Source organism: Leptospira kanakyensis, assembly GCF_004769235.1.
GTDB lineage: Bacteria > Spirochaetota > Leptospiria > Leptospirales > Leptospiraceae > Leptospira_A > Leptospira_A kanakyensis.
In genome coordinates, this window is the sequence record NZ_RQFG01000016.1 from 1 (window position 1) to 15,602 (window position 15,602).

Here is a 15,602-nt window from a genome sequence, read left to right on the forward strand (position 1 = left end):
CGTTCACTGTGACCACTTAATTACAGCAAAAGACGAATCCGGTGTGGATCTTGGTATCGCTGTCAAAGAAAACAAAGAAGTTTATGATTTTTTATCCTCCGTTTCTAATAAATATGGAATCGGTTTCTGGAAACCAGGTGCTGGTATCATCCACCAAGTAGTTTTAGAAAACTATGCTTTCCCTGGTGGGATGATGATCGGAACCGACTCCCACACAGTGAACGCAGGTGGCCTTGGAATGGTTGCCATTGGTGTTGGTGGAGCTGACGCTTGTGATGTGATGGCAGGCCTTCCATGGGAACTCAAATGGCCAAAAGCCATCGGTGTCAAACTCACTGGAAAACTCAACGGTTGGACTTCCGCAAAAGACGTAATTTTAAAAGTAGCTGGGATCCTCACGGTTAAAGGTGGAACAGGTGCCATTGTAGAATACTTTGGTCCTGGTGCCGAAGCACTTTCTTGTACTGGAAAAGGTACAATTTGTAACATGGGTGCAGAAATTGGTGCTACCACTTCTACTTTCGGTTACGATGAATCCATGGAAAGATACCTAAGATCCACTAACAGAAGTGATGTGGCAGATCTTGCCAACAAGTATAAGGCGCAGCTCACTGCTGACCCAGAAGTGTATGCAGATCCTTCTAAATACTTTGACCAAGTGATTGAAATTGATTTAGATACACTCGAGCCTTATGTGAATGGTCCATTCACTCCAGACCTTGCCACTCCTATTTCTAAAATGAAAGAAGAGGCTGCAAAGAATGGTTGGCCACTCAAAGTAGAAGTAGGCCTTATCGGATCTTGTACGAACTCTTCTTACGAAGATATCTCAAGAGCTGCATCCCTTGCCAAACAAGTGGCTGCCAAAGGTCTTAAAACCAAAGCTGAGTTTACCATCACTCCTGGTTCGGAACTCGTTCGTTACACCATCCAAAGAGATGGATTCATTGATTCTTTCCATACGATTGGAGCCAAAGTATTTTCGAATGCTTGTGGGCCTTGTATTGGAATGTGGTCACGTGTGGGTGCCGATAAAAAAGAAAAGAACACCATTGTTCACTCTTTCAATCGTAACTTCCAAGCACGCCAAGATGGAAACCCAAATACATATGCATTTGTGGCATCTCCTGAGATCACAACAGCCCTTGCCATTGCTGGTGACTTAGGTTTCAATCCACTCACAGACACTCTAACCAATGAAAAAGGGGAAAAGGTGAAACTTGACCCACCAACTGGGGAAGAGTTACCTAAAAAAGGTTTTGCGGTTGAGGATGCGGGTTTCATCGCTCCTGCGGCTGATGGTTCTGGGGTGCAAGTGATTGTGGATCCGGCATCCACAAGACTCCAACTCCTCGCACCGTTTAAGGCTTGGGAAGGAACGGACATCAAAGGTCTGAAACTCCTCATCAAAGCAAAAGGAAAATGTACAACAGACCATATTTCGATGGCAGGCCCTTGGCTCAAGTTCCGTGGTCACTTGGATAATATTTCCAATAACTTACTCATTGGTGCTACAAACAACTTCAATGGAAAAATCAATGAAGTGAAAAACCAACTCACCGGAAACTACGAACCAGTTCCACAAACTCAAAGAGCTTACAAGGCTCAAGGAATTGGATCGATTGTTGTGGGTGATGAGAACTATGGGGAAGGTTCTTCTCGTGAACACGCAGCCATGGAACCAAGACATTTAGGTGTTCGTGCGGTTCTTGTGAAATCGTTTGCTCGGATTCACGAAACCAACTTGAAAAAACAAGGGATGTTAGCTTTAACTTTTGCAAACAAAGATGACTACGAAAAAATCCAAGAAGATGATGCGATTGACATTGTTGGACTCACTAGTTTTGCAGAAGGAAAACCACTGACTCTTGTGTTGAATCATAAGGATGGTAAAAAGGATGAAATTTCTGTAAACCATACTTACAATGCACAACAGATCGAATGGTTCAAAGCAGGTGCTGCCTTGAACTTGATGAAAGCATAAACTTAAGTTAACGACTTTACGATTCGCCAGATGGAAGTTTCCCTCTGGCGAACTTCCTTTCTCATGCCCAAACAAAAATCAAAACCCATCACAATCAAAACAGAAGAAACTTTGATTTGGACGGGATCTTCTTCTAACCAAACAAAAGCACAAAAAGAGTTTAACGATGCTCTTCGCAAACATAAAGAAATCTTAGAACATTCCAAAGAAATCGAACCATTGTTTCAGATGGTAAACGAAACCTATTTAAAAGAAGTGCTTCCGGAGCTAGAAAAACAAAAGAAATTGGAACGGATGCGTTTTGAACTGATGTGTTCCATTCTCATTGAAGAAAAACTTTCTTTTGGCAAAATGCAAAGAGAGTTCCTCCGGCGTTATTTATTAGATATATGTACAGATTCTATTTTGGAAGATCCAAATTTTTATGGGAAGTTTCGAGATCAGTTAGAAACCAAGTTTGAACGGATGGAAAGGCTTCGGTATAAAAACCAAATGGAATCCAAAATAAAACAAAAGTTTGGTGTTGAGATTGATTTAGATGATTTGAACAGAACACAGTTTGATTCCGAAGAAGATAGAGAATCCCACGAAGAGAAGTATAAGGATTTTCGTGAGAAATATGAAGAATATAGAGCAGAATACTTTAGAGGAAGGGGGACTAAATCTAGCGAACGAAAGAAATCTAAATCCCAAACGGAAAAAGAAAAGAAGATCCTCGAATCGGAACGTTTACTCAGCACAGACATCAATGTTCTATTTAAAAATTTAGCTAAACTCATCCATCCCGACAAAGAACAAGACCCTGTGTTACGGGAAAAAAAAGCAAAACTCATGACCAAACTCTCTGGTGCCAGAGACAATATGAATATCGCAGAAATTTTAGAAATCAAAATGCAAGTGGATGAACTACTTCCCAACCAACAAACGGATGTATCCTTCCATGATACTTCTATCAAACGATTTGTAGGGATCATCAAATCAAAAATTCGTGAACTAGAAGATTCAATCAGGCAAAGATTTTTTTCGCATCCACTGATGGCAGATTTTACAGAAAGAAAAATCACAAAAGAATCTCTCACAACTTATTTGAAACGAGTCAAAAAAGACAACCAAATGGTAACAAAGGCTTTTGAAGAAGAAGTGGAACAATTAACAAAAGAACCAAAATACATAAAAGAAATGATCAAAGAATTACAAAGCCTAGGAGTTCAATTTTAGTGAAAGGTTTCTTAAATAAAAAAAACTTTGGTCTTGGTAAAAATGGCAAACAGTTCGATGGTTCCTACTGGTCGGATATTTACGGGAATGGACTGGACGTAGATGGATCTTATAATGCCAAACAACATGCCGAATATTTAAAAGCACTTTTTCAACTCATGGAGATTCCTGTTTACAAAATGGCAGATTTTGGTTTTGGAAAGGCCATTTTACTTCGAGAGATGGTAAAAACTTTTTCTCCCGTGAAAGTGTATGCAGTGGATGCCTCCAAAGAAGCCTATGAAGATTTGAAAAAAAAAGACTGGGTCAAACGTTCTGACAAATTTCATCTCTACCATGAATCCCTAGAAACATTCAAACTTCCCAAATTAGAAAAAGAACCGGTAGAACTTGGGATTTGTAATTCAGTCATCCAATACCTTCCCGATTCCATGATTCCAGGTGTATTAGAAAAAATGGCAAAGTATTGTAATTATTTATATTTCACTGTTCCAACAAACGAAGACTATGCGGTCATGAAAGAAGAAATGAGTTTTTCTGATCCTTATGCCTTTAGTAGATCCAAAAAAAAATACCAAAAGTGGATATCTAGGGATTTCGAAATTGTCGGATACAATCTTTTGCAAAGCAAATGGTTAGGGGAAAAAGGATTTAAAGAAGATTTCTTTAGGATATAGTAAGTAAAAAGTTTTTGCAATTTATTTCCAAGTGAATATACTTGAGTCGATATGCGATGGCTACTTCGAATCACAGTAATTTGTGTTTTGGTTTCTACCACTCGCTGTAAGCAAATAGAGCTTGGTAATGCTTGTGATAGCCGATCACATGCTTTTTTCGACGCATTACTCATTAAGGTAGTCGCCAATCTCAGATCCCCACACTGTGGAATTAATGTTGATTTACAACTTTCACCTATCAAACACCTCTACGAAGGTAGAACACAATTACTTGATTATATAAAAAACGATGGAATCTCTGCCATCAACGCTTCCAATACTAGTTGTACGGGCACAGAGTTGGGTGGCTATAGTGCTTGTCTACATGCCGGTTTAATGTTGTCGGTAGAAGGCTCAGGAGGGATATTCAATTCCAATTCCTGTGATGGTTATTTTGCAGAAGATAACACAGGTACTTTGCAATTCACTTGTTTTGAGAAAACCGGTGGTGGTCTTGTTTTTGTAGCAACTTCTATCAAACCAGGAAAGTATCTCGGAGACCTGGTTGTTTCCGAAAATGGAAGTTACCATTTCGGCCCCATTTCCGTTTCTGTTTTTCATACAAACCAACTGGTAGGAAAAACACAGTTTGCTAACACCTGGACAAACCAGATTCTTTCTTATCCACTTGCAGGTGGGACATTGAATAGTCCTGGAACACTCTATCTACTCGATCAACCCACTGCCTCCTTAGGTTCTGCCGACATTCCATCCAATCGAACGGGAATTTTATACAAATCTAATACAAGTTTGTCTTTAGCTGCCACTTCACCATTCTTTCGCTTTAGTGGTAACTTCCAATACTTAGAAGGTGAATTCGGAACTCTTTCCAGCATCAATCCGCTAGTTTCTATTACAGAAACCAATCGTTTCATGTGGTCGCCTAACTTAGTGGCTACTGTTGGAGGAGCCACATTTTCCGTGCAAGGTTCGCAAGGTTTATACCAATCGATCCGAGTTTCTACAGAAAATAGCGGTAATGTTGTTAGTTTGTCATCTGCTGGGATGTCAGTAGGAAATCTCATTCAAAACAATACGTTTTCATCAATTACAGCCGGAGACATCGATGGTGCTGCTATCAGTTTATCTTCCGGTGGAACCAACAATCATATTTGGAACAACAGTTTTTTAGATACGGTTCTTTACTCCTCATCTGAGGATGGCATAGCTATTTCTACAGCAAATTCAAATATAGGTGGAAGTGTATTTAAAGATATGGTCGTTGCCAATAGTTCTACGAACGCAACGATCTCAGCATTTGAAACCCTACCAGCAAAAATTTCGGGTTTGACCATTTCCAATCAAATCTTAGTAAATATGGTTTCTGGGATTGGATTGATCAGTTCAGGTAGCTCTGATTTTAAAATGATCCTAGAAAACATTGGAATCTTTAGAGCTTCCAATTATGCATTTGAAAACTCTTCCGTTAACAATCATTACTTAACGGGGAATGTAAGGTTTTCCGGAAGCTTAAGCAATAATATTTTAAGCGGAACTAATATTGGTTTTACAGTCAATGGATTACCTGCTGGGTCCTCCGATTATAATTTTGTTAATAACATCCCTTATGAAAATAGTTTTGTTGGATTTATCTTCCAAGATGATACTTCAAACCCCAATGATAACTCTGGCTTTATCACTACTTATTTACGAAATGCTAGTTACATGAAATTTCAAAATACATATCGTTCTTTTACAAACTACGACTCATTAGGTGTTTTTACAGATAATGTGAAAGGAATTTGCTCCAACAATTGTCGAATTTTTGATTGGTCTTTAAAGAAATCTGATCCTTATTTTAAAAATACTAACGTATGTCCGGATTCATCGCGCCCTCTGTTACATACAGTTGGAGGTGTAGCAACTTCTGAATCAGATTGTCAGAATTTGGTACGAGGATCTAAATACCTTGGTTCCAATGTATGCGGAATTTATCACCTTAGAAATGCTCGAGAAATCATAGGAGATGCCAAAGGAAACGAAAACGGTCTCTGTGAATCGAATGAGGATTGTTTATTCACTCCCAATCTAGGTGCTTACCAAGGTCACGGCATTCTAAGAAAGTCAAATTCGATTGCTCCTTATCATTGTGGTGACATTCCTAAAAGCGAAGGTAATTTGAGCCAAATCCGATTATTTGGATTTGAAGAAAATGGTTATTAAATTTTTTCTTTGTAAATGACAGATTTTTTTTTATACGGCTCGATTGAATTTCCTCTTTTTTCTGTCTTCGGTTATACCATTAGTTTGATTGAATTCCTTGGCACAAGTTCGGGTCTTGTTTGTGTTTATTTAGCTTCGAGAAATCATATTCTCACCTGGCCGATTGGGATTTTCAACTCCATCTGTTTTTTCTTTTTGTTTTTCCAAATCCAGCTCTATTCAGATATGTTATTACAAATTTATTTTTTTGGATCAAGTATTTATGGTTGGTATGTTTGGAGAAAAAGAACTGGTGCTTATATAAAAATCCAATCTTTGGGAAAAATAAAAAACTTGGTTCTCGTTTTTGTGATTCTTTGCGGTACTTATTTTTTGGGAGAAACTACCAGTCGATTGCCATTGTGGTTCCCTCAGGTTTTTGTTAAACCACCTGAGTTTTTGTATTGGGATGCATTTACCACTGTGGCAAGTATCATTGCCAATTTTTTACTCGCACAAAGAAAGTTGGAATCTTGGTTTTTATGGGTGTTTGTCGACGTTGTTTGTATTACCATCTATTCTTTAAAGGAAATTCCTTTTGTGACCCTGGAATACATTGTGTTTTTGCTGATTGCCTTTTATGGATGTTACCATTGGTATAAAGAATACAAACTCCATTCCAATGGTAACCAGTGATCGAATTAACTTAAGGTTTTGTTCTGCGATTTTCTGGTCGTAAGTACCAAGAGATTGTCGTGAGTACAAGGAGAAGGACGGATGGAAAAATTTCACCGAATCCGTGTCCGCAAACAATATGAGAAATGGCAGCCCCAGACATAGCAAAGAAAAAACCCGCATACGCCCATTCTTTGAGTAATACAAACTTTGGTACAAGGACTGCAATGACTCCTAGTAGTTTCCAAATCCCAAGTAATGTTAGAAAATAAGTAGGATACCCTAATGCATTGATTTTTTCTACTTCTTCTGGTAGTTTGATTAATTGTACGATGGCAGTCGATACCATTCCGAGTGACAACCAAAGGGTAAAAAACCAATAGGCTATTTTTTTTGTTTTATCTGACATTGTTTTCTCCTAATCATTTTATTTTTAAATATGATTTCTTTTTGTTTGGATTGGTTTGAACATGAATAAGAAGTTCATATCCTACGCCGGTTAGTCATTTAGACCTTTTCCATTTAGAATATTTTTTTCCTGTTTTGAGATTCTTTCTTCTCTTGTTTCTGATTTTTTAGCTCCAGAAAAGTGGAGAAGGTAGGCACGTTGTCTGCCGGGAGTTAAGGATTCAAATGCAGTTTGTAACTTTGGGTTTTGTTCCATCCGTCTTAAAAATTCTTCCACGACCTCAAACTCTGTTGTTTTTTTCATCTTAACTTTTTTCCCTGATTCTTCAATTTGCAGGGCTTCTTTGATATAAGACTTAATGATGGTTTTTAATTTTTTGATTTCAGAGACATTTTGGAATCGGATTTGCCTTGCCGATTGTACATTTTTGGTTTGTTGGATGAGTATATTTTTCGGATCTTTGAGTAAGGCCCCTTTAAAAAATAAAATTGCACAGTAATCTTTGAATCCATGGATTAGAAATATATTTTGTCCATTAAGAGTATAACATGGTTGTCCCCACTTGATTTCTTCGACCAGTTTACTTCCCATGGCAATCGAACGTAAAATTTCAAACTCCTTTTTCCAAGATTTAAGTTCTTGGAAATAGTAATCAATTTTCTTAGCTTTAGGATTTGTTTGTTTCATTTAAATAACTCCGATTGGATTCATAACTTCTGATTGAAAATCAAATCAAACTTTTTTATGAAGGATTTCTTCCAATCGGTTGTGAGCCATGTTGATTCCTTGTGCAAATGGCATTTTTAAAATTTGATCTCTTTGTTCGACTGACTTGTAGATGATCTGCATGGTCAGTTTACTTTTTTGATCAGATATTTTTTGGAATGTAAAAAACTCCAGTTGGACGGGAAATCCAGTATTTTCCATTTCAAAGGTGCGGACAAAACTTTCATTTTCAATTAAGTTCAGTAAAACTCCATTGGCCCGAAACATCACAACACCTTCTGGGTTTTTGACTTCATAGATCCAACTTCCATGGTTTTTTGCTTCAAACTTAAGGACTTTGTTTCCCATCCATTGTTCGATGAGTTCTGGTATTGTGTGCGCTTTGAAAACTAAATCGGCAGGTAAATCAAATTCGCGTTCTATCGTTAGTTCTTGTTTACCGTCTTCTGCAATAACTTTTGTTTTTAATTCCATCGATTTTTCCTATTGGTATGTTTTTCAGGATTTTGATTTTTTTTGGTAATTTTTCATTACCGATTCCAATTTGTTAAACCGGTCGTCCCAAAGTTTTTGAAAGGGTTCTATGAAGTTTGCTATCTCTTTCATTTTATTTGGGTTTAGATGGTAATACATCTCTCGACCGTTAGGTTCTTTTTTTAATAATTCACATTCAGTTAAAATTTGTAAGTGTTTCGAAACGGTGGGTCTTTTGGTGTCAAACTGAGAAGCTATGGCTCCCGCGGTCATGGACTGGGTGGCCACAAGGAGGAGGATGGCCCTTCTTGTGGGATCTGCAATTGCCTGAAATACATCTCTTCGTAAATCCATTGTGTAGCCATTTGACTAATCAATAATATGTAGTCATTTGGCAACACTTTTTTTGTTTCGGGGGGTATCGCTTTTGTAAAACTTTCGCTTATATTTGATTGACTTAGCCCGTTAGATTAGCTAACCTATTGGTATGGAATATAACATTCATGACGCTAAATCCAGTCTCTCGAAACTCATTGTGCAGGCTCTAGAAGGAAAGGAAGTGGTGATCTCCAAAGCGGGAAAACCAGTTGTGAAGTTAGTGAGAATTACTTCTGATAAAAAGAATAAACGAGAGATAGGAATCTACCAAGGGAAAACAAAAATCTCAAAAGAATTTTTTGAACCTCTTCCCAATGAGGAAATCTCAGGCTTTTTGTCTTGAAGTATTTATTAGACACGCATACATATTTATGGATATTATATGAACCGGCGAACCTATCTAAAAAGGTTTTGCGAATTGTCGAAAATCCAGAAAATGAGTTGTATTTGAGTGTAGCAAGTATCTGGGAAATCATCATTAAATTTAAAATAGGAAAACTGAATCTACAATATTCTCCGGATAAAATCATTTCAGAATCGTTAGTTGCAATTGATTGTAATGTTTTGGAGATAACGATGGGGCATACATTTGGACTTCTAAATTTGCCCGATTTACACAAAGATCCTTTCGATCGTATTTTGGTTTGTCAATCTAACTTCGAAAAGATGGCAATTTTAACAAAGGATTCACTGATCACTCAATATGAAATAAATTCGATTTGGTGAACCAAGGAAAGTTGAGAAATGAATTTTCCGAATCAAATTTAAAAGAAGACTGCAATTGGGAAAAACCAGATTTTGAGGAACAATTGAGAGCGGAGGGCTTGGTCGGAGGAGGCGAAGGTCTCCGAGGACGGGAGCGAAGGCGCACCCCGGAGTACGCCCGGTCGTTTTACTTTAAGAACTTGGGTATAAGAAAAAGATTCGAGGCGCTCAACTTCCGAAAATAGAATCAGCGATTTTTCTATAACCCCAATCGCACTTCGTTATGGGATGAAACGTAAGAGTGATTGGTTGAGTGGGACTGGGAGTAGAACAGAACTTGTTTTCTTATTCTAACTATTTTTTTTAATCTTTTCAGCAACAAACGCCTTGTAGGCGGGGCTACCGAAACTCACGTCCATACGAATGATTTCGGGAGCAATGTAGGGATGATGTTTCATTATGTATTCTTCGATCGCATTGTACTTGTCAGCTTTTGCTTTGAGGAGGATTTTGTTTTCCGTATCAACAGTGATTTTCCCTTCCCATAAATAAACAAGTTCCACTTCAGGAAAGATGGTTCCTGAAACAATGATTCCTTGTTCTAACATTTCGGAGATTTGTTCTTCGGCCATATCGCGGTCGCCAATTGTGGTAAATACTAAAATTTCTTCTGAAGCCATAGGAAGTCCTTGTTTGTTTTTACAAAGATCGGCTCACATTGGTGAAACCCTTATACTTTTGGAGATTTATTTTGTAAGTAGGATTGGATTCCGTCTTTGACTTGGTCCACCATTCCTGACTCACGGACGGAGCGAACCACTCGTTGCCAAAATTTGATTTTGCCTTCAAACTCGTTCCAACCTAGTTGTAAGTCCATCCGTTTGATTTTGAGTAACATCCTAAGTTCAGTGAGTGACATGTCTTTTGGATCTTTGTCTAAATACCGGTCATGGTCTGTTAATGGATTGAATCTCATGGGATTATTTTTTCTTTAGAACGAGTGATAAAAAGAAAATAGCGAAGATTAAAAATCCAAATCCTGTTCCGAAACTTGCAAGGATAGGATCTCCTTCTGCGAGAAACTTCTGAATGCTTAAATACACACCATAGGATATGTAAACAAGGCCGAGGAAGATAAGGAAAAAAGAAGTGAAAACCCAAACGGAAGAAAGAACCAAATTCCTAATATAAATTTGGAGATTCTTTTGAATGTAAATCGCCATTACTTCGCCGTAAGCGATAAGTTTGGCGACTAAGTCTTCGAAGGCGGCTTTGATCCCGCCTTTTTTACGTTGTTTTGATTCTTTGTGATCCAATTATTTCTTCTTAAAAAACCAACCAAGCGCAAGTCCTAACCCAAGGCCTACACCAAATCCAATGACGGCTGCTTTTTGTGGGTGTTCTTTTACGTAAGATCCTACATTGTCTATGACTTCTTTTGCTTTGATAGAAGCCTCTTCACTTGCTTTACCTAACTTTTGTTTGATGTCGCTTACTTGTTCCATATACTTCTCCTTGGCTCTTTGTTCAATTTCTTTGGCTTTTTTCTCATACAACTTAATTTCGTCGATGAGGGATTTGTCTTTTTTCACTTCTTCCATAACGTATATTAGTCTGGGACTACTATGTTTTCAAAATTGTCTGTGAAACGATATCCGATTCCCCAAATGGTTTCAATCCATTCTGGTTGTGCGGAGTTTTTTTCTAGTTTAGAACGAATGCGTTTGATATGACTATCGATCATCCTTTCGAATCCATCCCATTCCACTCCCCAAACTGATTCCAAAATCATTTCGCGAGAAAAAACTTTCCCTGGTGAACCGGCTAAGAGTTGTAAAATATCAAATTCCTTTCTGGAAATATTGATGATGTTTTCGTTCAGAGTGACACGACGACGGATGGAATCAATTTTCAGAGCACCACGGATGATTTCTCCGGCTTGTCCCACATTGGGTTTGATCCCAATTTTTTTATCCCATCTACGAAAGAATACATCCACACGTGTTTTGAGTTCGCGAACTGAAAATGGTTTTGTGATGTAATCATCAGCACCTAACTCAAGTCCCATGATGCGATCAATTTCCTCTGTCCTTGCGGAAAGAATAAAAATTGGAGTACTTTCATCGGCTTTACGGATGCTACGGCAAATTTCCATACCATCAATGTCCGGTAAGGAGAGATCCAGAATCACTAAATCAGGATGATTGGATTTGTAAAATTTCAAACCGTCTTCGCCATTTTCAAAAACGGAGGTTGTGTAGTGAGCAGAATCGAGAGATTTCCGGATTAGGTTCCCGATATCCGGATCGTCCTCAATTACCAAAATATTTTTCATGTTTTTCCCTTGAGTTCTTTCTCAATTTGGTTCTTGTAGTAGAAAAAAAAAGTAAAAAATGGAATCAGGAACGCAAAGAGAAGCAAAATCGTGGGCGATGTTCGCCATCTCCGGACCAAGATTACGACCGTTGGAAGTCACAGAGAAATTAGGCATCCAACCGGATTATTACCACGGTGGGGATGTAAAAGACATCGAAAATATGACAATTCCAAGTCATTGGCAGCTCAATTCTAAATTGGGACCAGAATCTCCAGTCCTAGATCATATTTGGGATCTCTTAAAAACCTTAGCACCTGTTCGTAAAAACCTAAAAGAATTCACCGAAAGTTACGAATCCACGATTTATGCCTCCGTGGAGTTTGCATCTGAGTTCACAAAAGGTGTGATTCTGGACAAAAGGACTATGCTTTTGTTAGGTGAAATGGGTGTGAATTTAGAAATTATTCCCTGGGAACTCGATGAGACTCCCTAAGGATGGCTTCACTTGGGAAAATAAGCCGGATGAGACCAAATCGTTTTAAATAAATATACCCAGAGAGTGGGAGACCGAGAAGGACAAGGACTCGTTTTTTCAGGCGAAGGTCACGGGCCATGTTCAGTAGTTTTGTGAGTAGGCTCAACGGTAGATAGGGAAGGTTAGAAAGATCCATTTGGATATGAGATCTTGTTTGGAAAAACAACATATGCATCACAGAATCCATTTCTTCTTCTAGTTCCGCATGTACCTTCTTAGACAAAATGACAATTTCATACGCATTCTGAACTTCACGTACAGTGAGGTATTTTGTTTTTTTTGCCATTGGAGGTAATGGTATGATTTCTCTCTCAAAAGATACAGTTATTTTTCGATCTCAAGTTTTTAAGATGGTTCGTGAGATTCTATTTAGAAATGAATTTTTGGAGGTAGATACGCCGACACTCAAACCCATCGTGGGAATGGAACCATATCTTGATCCCTTTGAAGTCCGTTCGCCGAGTGGGCGTGAGAAAGGATATCTCATCACCTCTCCCGAATACAGTTTGAAACAAATGATGGCAAAGGGGTTGGATCGTATCTTTGAACTGGCTCATACTTTCCGCTCCGGTGAGATGGGAAGTGGGTTCCATTCCAAAGAATTTTTGATGTTAGAACTTTATGCCAAGGGAATGGATGATGTAGTGCTCAGACATTTTATTGAAAAATTCTTAAGGGAATTGATCCATATATTTGGAAGGAAAGAAGACCAAACGAAGTTGGCCAACCCCCAATGGATTCGTCATCTTTCTGTGGAAGAGGCTTTTTTACAAAATGTCGGACATGGATTTTCGAAGGAAGATTTATTAAAAACCATTACGACTAAAAAACTAACTTCTTCACCAGTTTTCGAACTTACCCAGTGGCAATACGAGGATCTTTTCTTTTTGGTTTTTTTGAATCTAGTAGAGCCGAAGTTAGGTGAAGGGATTGTTTTTTTATACGACTATCCGCCTGAATGTGCCGCACTTGCTAAAATTGTAGATGGAGTTGCCAAAAGGTTTGAGATTTATTGGGACGGACTAGAGCTTGCCAATGCTTTTTATGAACTGAGTGACGTAGAAGAACAAAAAAAACGGTTTTTAGAAGAACAAGAGTTACGTGCCAAACTGGGAAAAGAAGTGTTTCCAATGGATGAAGATTTCCTTTTGTCTTTAGAAAATGGATTTCCAAGTTGTGCCGGAATTTCCATTGGAATGGATCGGCTTCTTTTGAAATTATCTGGTAAACACGGACTAAGTGAGATTAGTCCGTATTGGATAGAAGTATAGAAATGGTTTAGTTTTCTTCTTGGAATTTTTCGCAAGACTCTGGCACTTTTCCTTCTTCTAAGTCTGCACATGAAAATGCCGCCATATCCTTAGCACATTTTTTCATATTTTCCAAATCTTCTTTGGTGAGTTTTTTTGTTGGTTTGTCATTCGTTGCCGGTTTTTGGCCTTCAACAACATAGTTTTTGTAGCGAGATTCACAGACGTTCCCATTCACAAACTGAGATTCGATCATCTTCCTTTGGTCGGCAGGAAGGTCTTTCAGTTTTTCTTTCATACACTCAGAGGTTTTCGCACACATCTTTTTAGAGAGTGCTTGGAATTCTTTAGCATCCTTTACAGTTTGTGCGGTGATGAAGAAGGGGGCGAGTATTAGTAAAAAAATAGAAATTTTTTTCATACGAAAACCCTCTGCTAACAAATGGCTTTCGTAAAGTTTTTTTTCGTTTCCTCAACCGAATGGTTGAGTCGAAAATAAATTGATTAATCTGGGGAAATTCCCTACATTCTTAGATTATGAAAAAAACCCTTATCTTAACCATTCTCTTTCTGTTTGCGGCAGGTCAGGCCTTTGCTCAGAACCTAACGCCTCGTAATGTGGTTGTTCTTCCTTCAGAACCAACTACAATTGAAGAATTCAAATCATTGCAGTCATCGATTGCAACCACTCCAGAAGGTGCTGCTTCCATGCTTGTACTTGCAATTTCACTTTATGGAAAAAATCCAGACTTAGGTACAAAAACAATGACCCTTTCGGTAGTTTCGAAAAATCGACAAAAGTCCAACAAACCTTCCGCTGTTGATGGAATGGATTTGGGGAATGGTGATAAATTTCTTCTTGGTCAATTGGATAAATACAAAATGTTATCCAATGGTTATTGGAAAGGAGCAGAACCTTCCAATGGATACACTCCTAGTTTGCCTTTGACAGTCGAAACATATACAAATCCTTATTCGGGTGAGGAATCCAGCGGCAGAATCAAACTTTTTGTGGCCACTCGGGGAGCTTCTAGTTTTCGTCCAGTGACCGTGGAAAAAGATTCTGATGGACTTTGGCGTGCCAAAGAAATGAGTTCTTTATTTGTTGGAATGATGCCAGCCAAATAGATGTTAGATTTTATTTTATCACTACATCCAGTGGTATTGGCACTTCTTGCCACTGGGTTTACTTGGTTTTGTACAGCCTTCGGTGCCGGTTTTGTTTTTTTCTTTCGAACCGTACCAAGGCCTGTGTTCAATGCAATGCTCGGTTTTGCTTCGGGGATTATGATTGCTGCCAGTTTCTGGTCTCTTCTTTTACCCTCGATTGAACTTTCAGAAAGAGCCGGAAATCCCGCTTGGTTTCATGTGAGTCTTGGATTTTTATCCGGTGGTTTGTCTTTATATCTTTTACATAAACTTCTTCCCCATTTGCATGTAGGTTTGGAGGAAAATCGTTTGGAGGGGGGAAGGTCTTCTTTCCAAAGGAGTTTACTTCTTGTTCTTGCTATTACCTTACACAATATACCAGAAGGTTTGGCAGTAGGCGTCGCCTTTGGAGCGCTTGGTGACGGGTTTACTTATGAAGCTCTTATGGCTGCGGTTGTAGTTGCTTTTGGGATTGGAATCCAAAACATCCCCGAAGGTGCCGCTGTATCCATTCCTTTGTTAAGGGAGGGTTTTTCGACACGGAAAAGTTTTTGGTATGGACAACTCTCTGGATTTGTAGAACCTATCGGAGGGTTATTCGGAGCGGCTCTTGTTTTTTATGTAGAAAGTTTGTTACCTTTTGCTCTGTCTTTTGCGGCAGGGGCGATGATCTTTGTGGTTGTAGAAGAACTCATTCCAGAATCACATACAGGAAAAGAAACAGAAATGTCCACTCTCGGTGCTATGATTGGTTTTGTTCTTATGATGGCATTGGATGTGGGTCTTGGATGATGAGGTTTCAGTAAGAAAGATTTGTTTATCGTAAGGTTTTGAAAACTATACTTGCAAGTTTTCTTATATTTCTATAAAATGATCCAAATGTTAAATAGAAATATTACGACCGTTATACTAGTTTTTATTTTC

The 15,602-nt window shown here is 38.5% G+C and carries 22 protein-coding genes; 11 read left to right on the top strand and 11 right to left on the bottom strand.

The features are described 5' to 3' along the window. The 5 genes from EHQ16_RS11120 to pnuC form a co-directional block, all read left to right on the top strand. The coding region (locus tag EHQ16_RS11120; protein WP_135638874.1) for an aconitate hydratase at positions 1 to 1,984 on the top strand (1,984 nt) is incomplete at its 5' end. Between the two features lie 63 nt (positions 1,985 to 2,047). Further along, complete coding sequence (locus EHQ16_RS11125) at positions 2,048 to 3,202, top strand: hypothetical protein (RefSeq protein WP_135632056.1); 1,155 nt, start codon at positions 2,048 to 2,050, stop codon at positions 3,200 to 3,202. Further along, the gene (locus EHQ16_RS11130) at positions 3,202 to 3,879 is read left to right on the top strand and encodes a class I SAM-dependent methyltransferase (RefSeq protein WP_135631851.1); all 678 of its coding nucleotides are present in this window, start codon (positions 3,202 to 3,204) and stop codon (positions 3,877 to 3,879) included. Before EHQ16_RS11125 ends, EHQ16_RS11130 begins: the two co-directional genes overlap by 1 nt. A 51-nt stretch (positions 3,880 to 3,930) precedes the next feature. Continuing rightward, positions 3,931 to 6,081, top strand: a complete 2,151-nt coding sequence (locus EHQ16_RS11135) for a hypothetical protein (RefSeq protein ID WP_135631850.1) — start codon at positions 3,931 to 3,933, stop codon at positions 6,079 to 6,081. A gap of 15 nt (positions 6,082 to 6,096) precedes the next feature. Beyond that, the gene (pnuC, locus tag EHQ16_RS11140; RefSeq protein ID WP_135631849.1) at positions 6,097 to 6,756 is read left to right on the top strand and encodes a nicotinamide riboside transporter PnuC; all 660 of its coding nucleotides are present in this window, start codon (positions 6,097 to 6,099) and stop codon (positions 6,754 to 6,756) included. 10 nt (positions 6,757 to 6,766) lie between these two features. On the opposite strand, the gene EHQ16_RS11145 is transcribed toward pnuC, so the two are convergent. The 4 genes from EHQ16_RS11145 to EHQ16_RS11160 all read right to left on the bottom strand — a co-directional run bounded on the left by EHQ16_RS11145 (position 6,767) and on the right by EHQ16_RS11160 (position 8,698). Further along, on the bottom strand, positions 6,767 to 7,144 hold the full coding sequence (locus tag EHQ16_RS11145; RefSeq protein ID WP_135631848.1) for a DoxX family protein: 378 nt from the start codon (positions 7,142 to 7,144) through the stop codon (positions 6,767 to 6,769). A 90-nt stretch (positions 7,145 to 7,234) separates the two neighbouring features. Next, positions 7,235 to 7,831, bottom strand: coding sequence for a YdeI/OmpD-associated family protein (locus tag EHQ16_RS11150; RefSeq protein ID WP_135631847.1), 597 nt, complete (start codon positions 7,829 to 7,831; stop codon positions 7,235 to 7,237). A 45-nt stretch (positions 7,832 to 7,876) separates the two neighbouring features. Next, positions 7,877 to 8,344, bottom strand: coding sequence for an SRPBCC family protein (locus EHQ16_RS11155; RefSeq protein ID WP_135631846.1), 468 nt, complete (start codon positions 8,342 to 8,344; stop codon positions 7,877 to 7,879). Between the two features lie 24 nt (positions 8,345 to 8,368). After that, the gene (locus EHQ16_RS11160) at positions 8,369 to 8,698 is read right to left on the bottom strand and encodes an ArsR/SmtB family transcription factor (RefSeq protein ID WP_135586106.1); all 330 of its coding nucleotides are present in this window, start codon (positions 8,696 to 8,698) and stop codon (positions 8,369 to 8,371) included. Positions 8,699 to 8,831: 133 nt separating this feature from the next. Here EHQ16_RS11160 and EHQ16_RS11165 point away from each other — a divergent pair, with 133 nt between their 5' ends. Further along, the gene (locus tag EHQ16_RS11165) at positions 8,832 to 9,065 is read left to right on the top strand and encodes a type II toxin-antitoxin system Phd/YefM family antitoxin (RefSeq protein ID WP_135631845.1); all 234 of its coding nucleotides are present in this window, start codon (positions 8,832 to 8,834) and stop codon (positions 9,063 to 9,065) included. Next, a complete protein-coding gene (locus EHQ16_RS11170; RefSeq protein ID WP_135631844.1) occupies positions 9,062 to 9,448 on the top strand; it encodes a type II toxin-antitoxin system VapC family toxin in 387 nt (128 codons plus the stop codon). Before EHQ16_RS11165 ends, EHQ16_RS11170 begins: the two co-directional genes overlap by 4 nt. 329 nt (positions 9,449 to 9,777) lie before the next feature. Here the strand turns inward: EHQ16_RS11170 and cutA are convergent, their stop codons facing one another. From cutA to EHQ16_RS11195, 5 genes are read right to left on the bottom strand one after another with little or no spacing between them, the layout of a single operon-like run. Next, positions 9,778 to 10,107, bottom strand: coding sequence for a divalent-cation tolerance protein CutA (cutA, locus tag EHQ16_RS11175; protein ID WP_135631843.1), 330 nt, complete (start codon positions 10,105 to 10,107; stop codon positions 9,778 to 9,780). Between the two features lie 50 nt (positions 10,108 to 10,157). Continuing rightward, positions 10,158 to 10,403, bottom strand: coding sequence for a hypothetical protein (locus tag EHQ16_RS11180; protein ID WP_135631842.1), 246 nt, complete (start codon positions 10,401 to 10,403; stop codon positions 10,158 to 10,160). A gap of 4 nt (positions 10,404 to 10,407) precedes the next feature. Continuing rightward, positions 10,408 to 10,743, bottom strand: coding sequence for an LBF_4227 family protein (locus tag EHQ16_RS11185; RefSeq protein WP_135631841.1), 336 nt, complete (start codon positions 10,741 to 10,743; stop codon positions 10,408 to 10,410). After that, positions 10,744 to 11,028 (bottom strand): DUF883 family protein, encoded by a 285-nt coding sequence (locus tag EHQ16_RS11190; RefSeq protein WP_135601148.1) that lies wholly within the window; start codon positions 11,026 to 11,028, stop codon positions 10,744 to 10,746. It lies immediately after the preceding gene. 8 nt (positions 11,029 to 11,036) lie between these two features. Next, positions 11,037 to 11,762 carry a response regulator transcription factor gene (locus tag EHQ16_RS11195; RefSeq protein ID WP_135586115.1) on the bottom strand — a complete coding sequence of 242 codons (726 nt, stop codon included), beginning with the start codon at positions 11,760 to 11,762 and terminating at the stop codon, positions 11,037 to 11,039. Between the two features lie 58 nt (positions 11,763 to 11,820). Between EHQ16_RS11195 and EHQ16_RS11200 the strand changes: the two genes are divergently transcribed. Further along, positions 11,821 to 12,237: a DUF4279 domain-containing protein gene (locus EHQ16_RS11200; protein ID WP_135631840.1), complete on the top strand. Its 417-nt coding sequence runs from the start codon at positions 11,821 to 11,823 to the stop codon at positions 12,235 to 12,237. On the opposite strand, the gene EHQ16_RS11205 is transcribed toward EHQ16_RS11200, so the two are convergent. Then, positions 12,206 to 12,565: a hypothetical protein gene (locus EHQ16_RS11205; protein WP_135631839.1), complete on the bottom strand. Its 360-nt coding sequence runs from the start codon at positions 12,563 to 12,565 to the stop codon at positions 12,206 to 12,208. The genes EHQ16_RS11200 and EHQ16_RS11205 overlap by 32 nt on opposite strands. Positions 12,566 to 12,578: 13 nt before the next feature. Between EHQ16_RS11205 and EHQ16_RS11210 the strand changes: the two genes are divergently transcribed. Further along, complete coding sequence (locus tag EHQ16_RS11210; RefSeq protein ID WP_135631838.1) at positions 12,579 to 13,550, top strand: amino acid--tRNA ligase-related protein; 972 nt, start codon at positions 12,579 to 12,581, stop codon at positions 13,548 to 13,550. 7 nt (positions 13,551 to 13,557) lie between these two features. Here the strand turns inward: EHQ16_RS11210 and EHQ16_RS11215 are convergent, their stop codons facing one another. Then, positions 13,558 to 13,950 (bottom strand): LA_2478/LA_2722/LA_4182 family protein, encoded by a 393-nt coding sequence (locus EHQ16_RS11215; RefSeq protein ID WP_135631837.1) that lies wholly within the window; start codon positions 13,948 to 13,950, stop codon positions 13,558 to 13,560. A gap of 116 nt (positions 13,951 to 14,066) precedes the next feature. Here EHQ16_RS11215 and EHQ16_RS11220 point away from each other — a divergent pair, with 116 nt between their 5' ends. Continuing rightward, positions 14,067 to 14,657 carry a DUF6935 domain-containing protein gene (locus EHQ16_RS11220; RefSeq protein WP_135631836.1) on the top strand — a complete coding sequence of 197 codons (591 nt, stop codon included), beginning with the start codon at positions 14,067 to 14,069 and terminating at the stop codon, positions 14,655 to 14,657. Then, the gene (locus EHQ16_RS11225; protein WP_135631835.1) at positions 14,658 to 15,470 is read left to right on the top strand and encodes a ZIP family metal transporter; all 813 of its coding nucleotides are present in this window, start codon (positions 14,658 to 14,660) and stop codon (positions 15,468 to 15,470) included. Positions 15,471 to 15,602 lie beyond the last annotated feature (132 nt).

Excerpts from the sequence above, each read along its gene's own strand:
- EHQ16_RS11125 (WP_135632056.1), top strand. The coding sequence starts at position 2,048 with ATGCCCAAACAAAAATCAAAACCCATCACAATCAAAACAGAAGAAACT.
- EHQ16_RS11135 (WP_135631850.1), top strand. The coding sequence starts at position 3,931 with ATGCGATGGCTACTTCGAATCACAGTAATTTGTGTTTTGGTTTCTACC.
- pnuC (WP_135631849.1), top strand. The coding sequence starts at position 6,097 with ATGACAGATTTTTTTTTATACGGCTCGATTGAATTTCCTCTTTTTTCT.
- EHQ16_RS11145 (WP_135631848.1), bottom strand. The coding sequence starts at position 7,144 with ATGTCAGATAAAACAAAAAAAATAGCCTATTGGTTTTTTACCCTTTGG.
- EHQ16_RS11150 (WP_135631847.1), bottom strand. The coding sequence starts at position 7,831 with ATGAAACAAACAAATCCTAAAGCTAAGAAAATTGATTACTATTTCCAA.
- EHQ16_RS11155 (WP_135631846.1), bottom strand. The coding sequence starts at position 8,344 with ATGGAATTAAAAACAAAAGTTATTGCAGAAGACGGTAAACAAGAACTA.
- EHQ16_RS11160 (WP_135586106.1), bottom strand. The coding sequence starts at position 8,698 with ATGGATTTACGAAGAGATGTATTTCAGGCAATTGCAGATCCCACAAGA.
- EHQ16_RS11165 (WP_135631845.1), top strand. The coding sequence starts at position 8,832 with ATGGAATATAACATTCATGACGCTAAATCCAGTCTCTCGAAACTCATT.
- cutA (WP_135631843.1), bottom strand. The coding sequence starts at position 10,107 with ATGGCTTCAGAAGAAATTTTAGTATTTACCACAATTGGCGACCGCGAT.
- EHQ16_RS11180 (WP_135631842.1), bottom strand. The coding sequence starts at position 10,403 with ATGAGATTCAATCCATTAACAGACCATGACCGGTATTTAGACAAAGAT.
- EHQ16_RS11190 (WP_135601148.1), bottom strand. The coding sequence starts at position 11,028 with ATGGAAGAAGTGAAAAAAGACAAATCCCTCATCGACGAAATTAAGTTG.
- EHQ16_RS11195 (WP_135586115.1), bottom strand. The coding sequence starts at position 11,762 with ATGAAAAATATTTTGGTAATTGAGGACGATCCGGATATCGGGAACCTA.
- EHQ16_RS11200 (WP_135631840.1), top strand. The coding sequence starts at position 11,821 with ATGGAATCAGGAACGCAAAGAGAAGCAAAATCGTGGGCGATGTTCGCC.
- EHQ16_RS11205 (WP_135631839.1), bottom strand. The coding sequence starts at position 12,565 with ATGGCAAAAAAAACAAAATACCTCACTGTACGTGAAGTTCAGAATGCG.
- EHQ16_RS11210 (WP_135631838.1), top strand. The coding sequence starts at position 12,579 with ATGATTTCTCTCTCAAAAGATACAGTTATTTTTCGATCTCAAGTTTTT.
- EHQ16_RS11215 (WP_135631837.1), bottom strand. The coding sequence starts at position 13,950 with ATGAAAAAAATTTCTATTTTTTTACTAATACTCGCCCCCTTCTTCATC.
- EHQ16_RS11220 (WP_135631836.1), top strand. The coding sequence starts at position 14,067 with ATGAAAAAAACCCTTATCTTAACCATTCTCTTTCTGTTTGCGGCAGGT.
- EHQ16_RS11225 (WP_135631835.1), top strand. The coding sequence starts at position 14,658 with ATGTTAGATTTTATTTTATCACTACATCCAGTGGTATTGGCACTTCTT.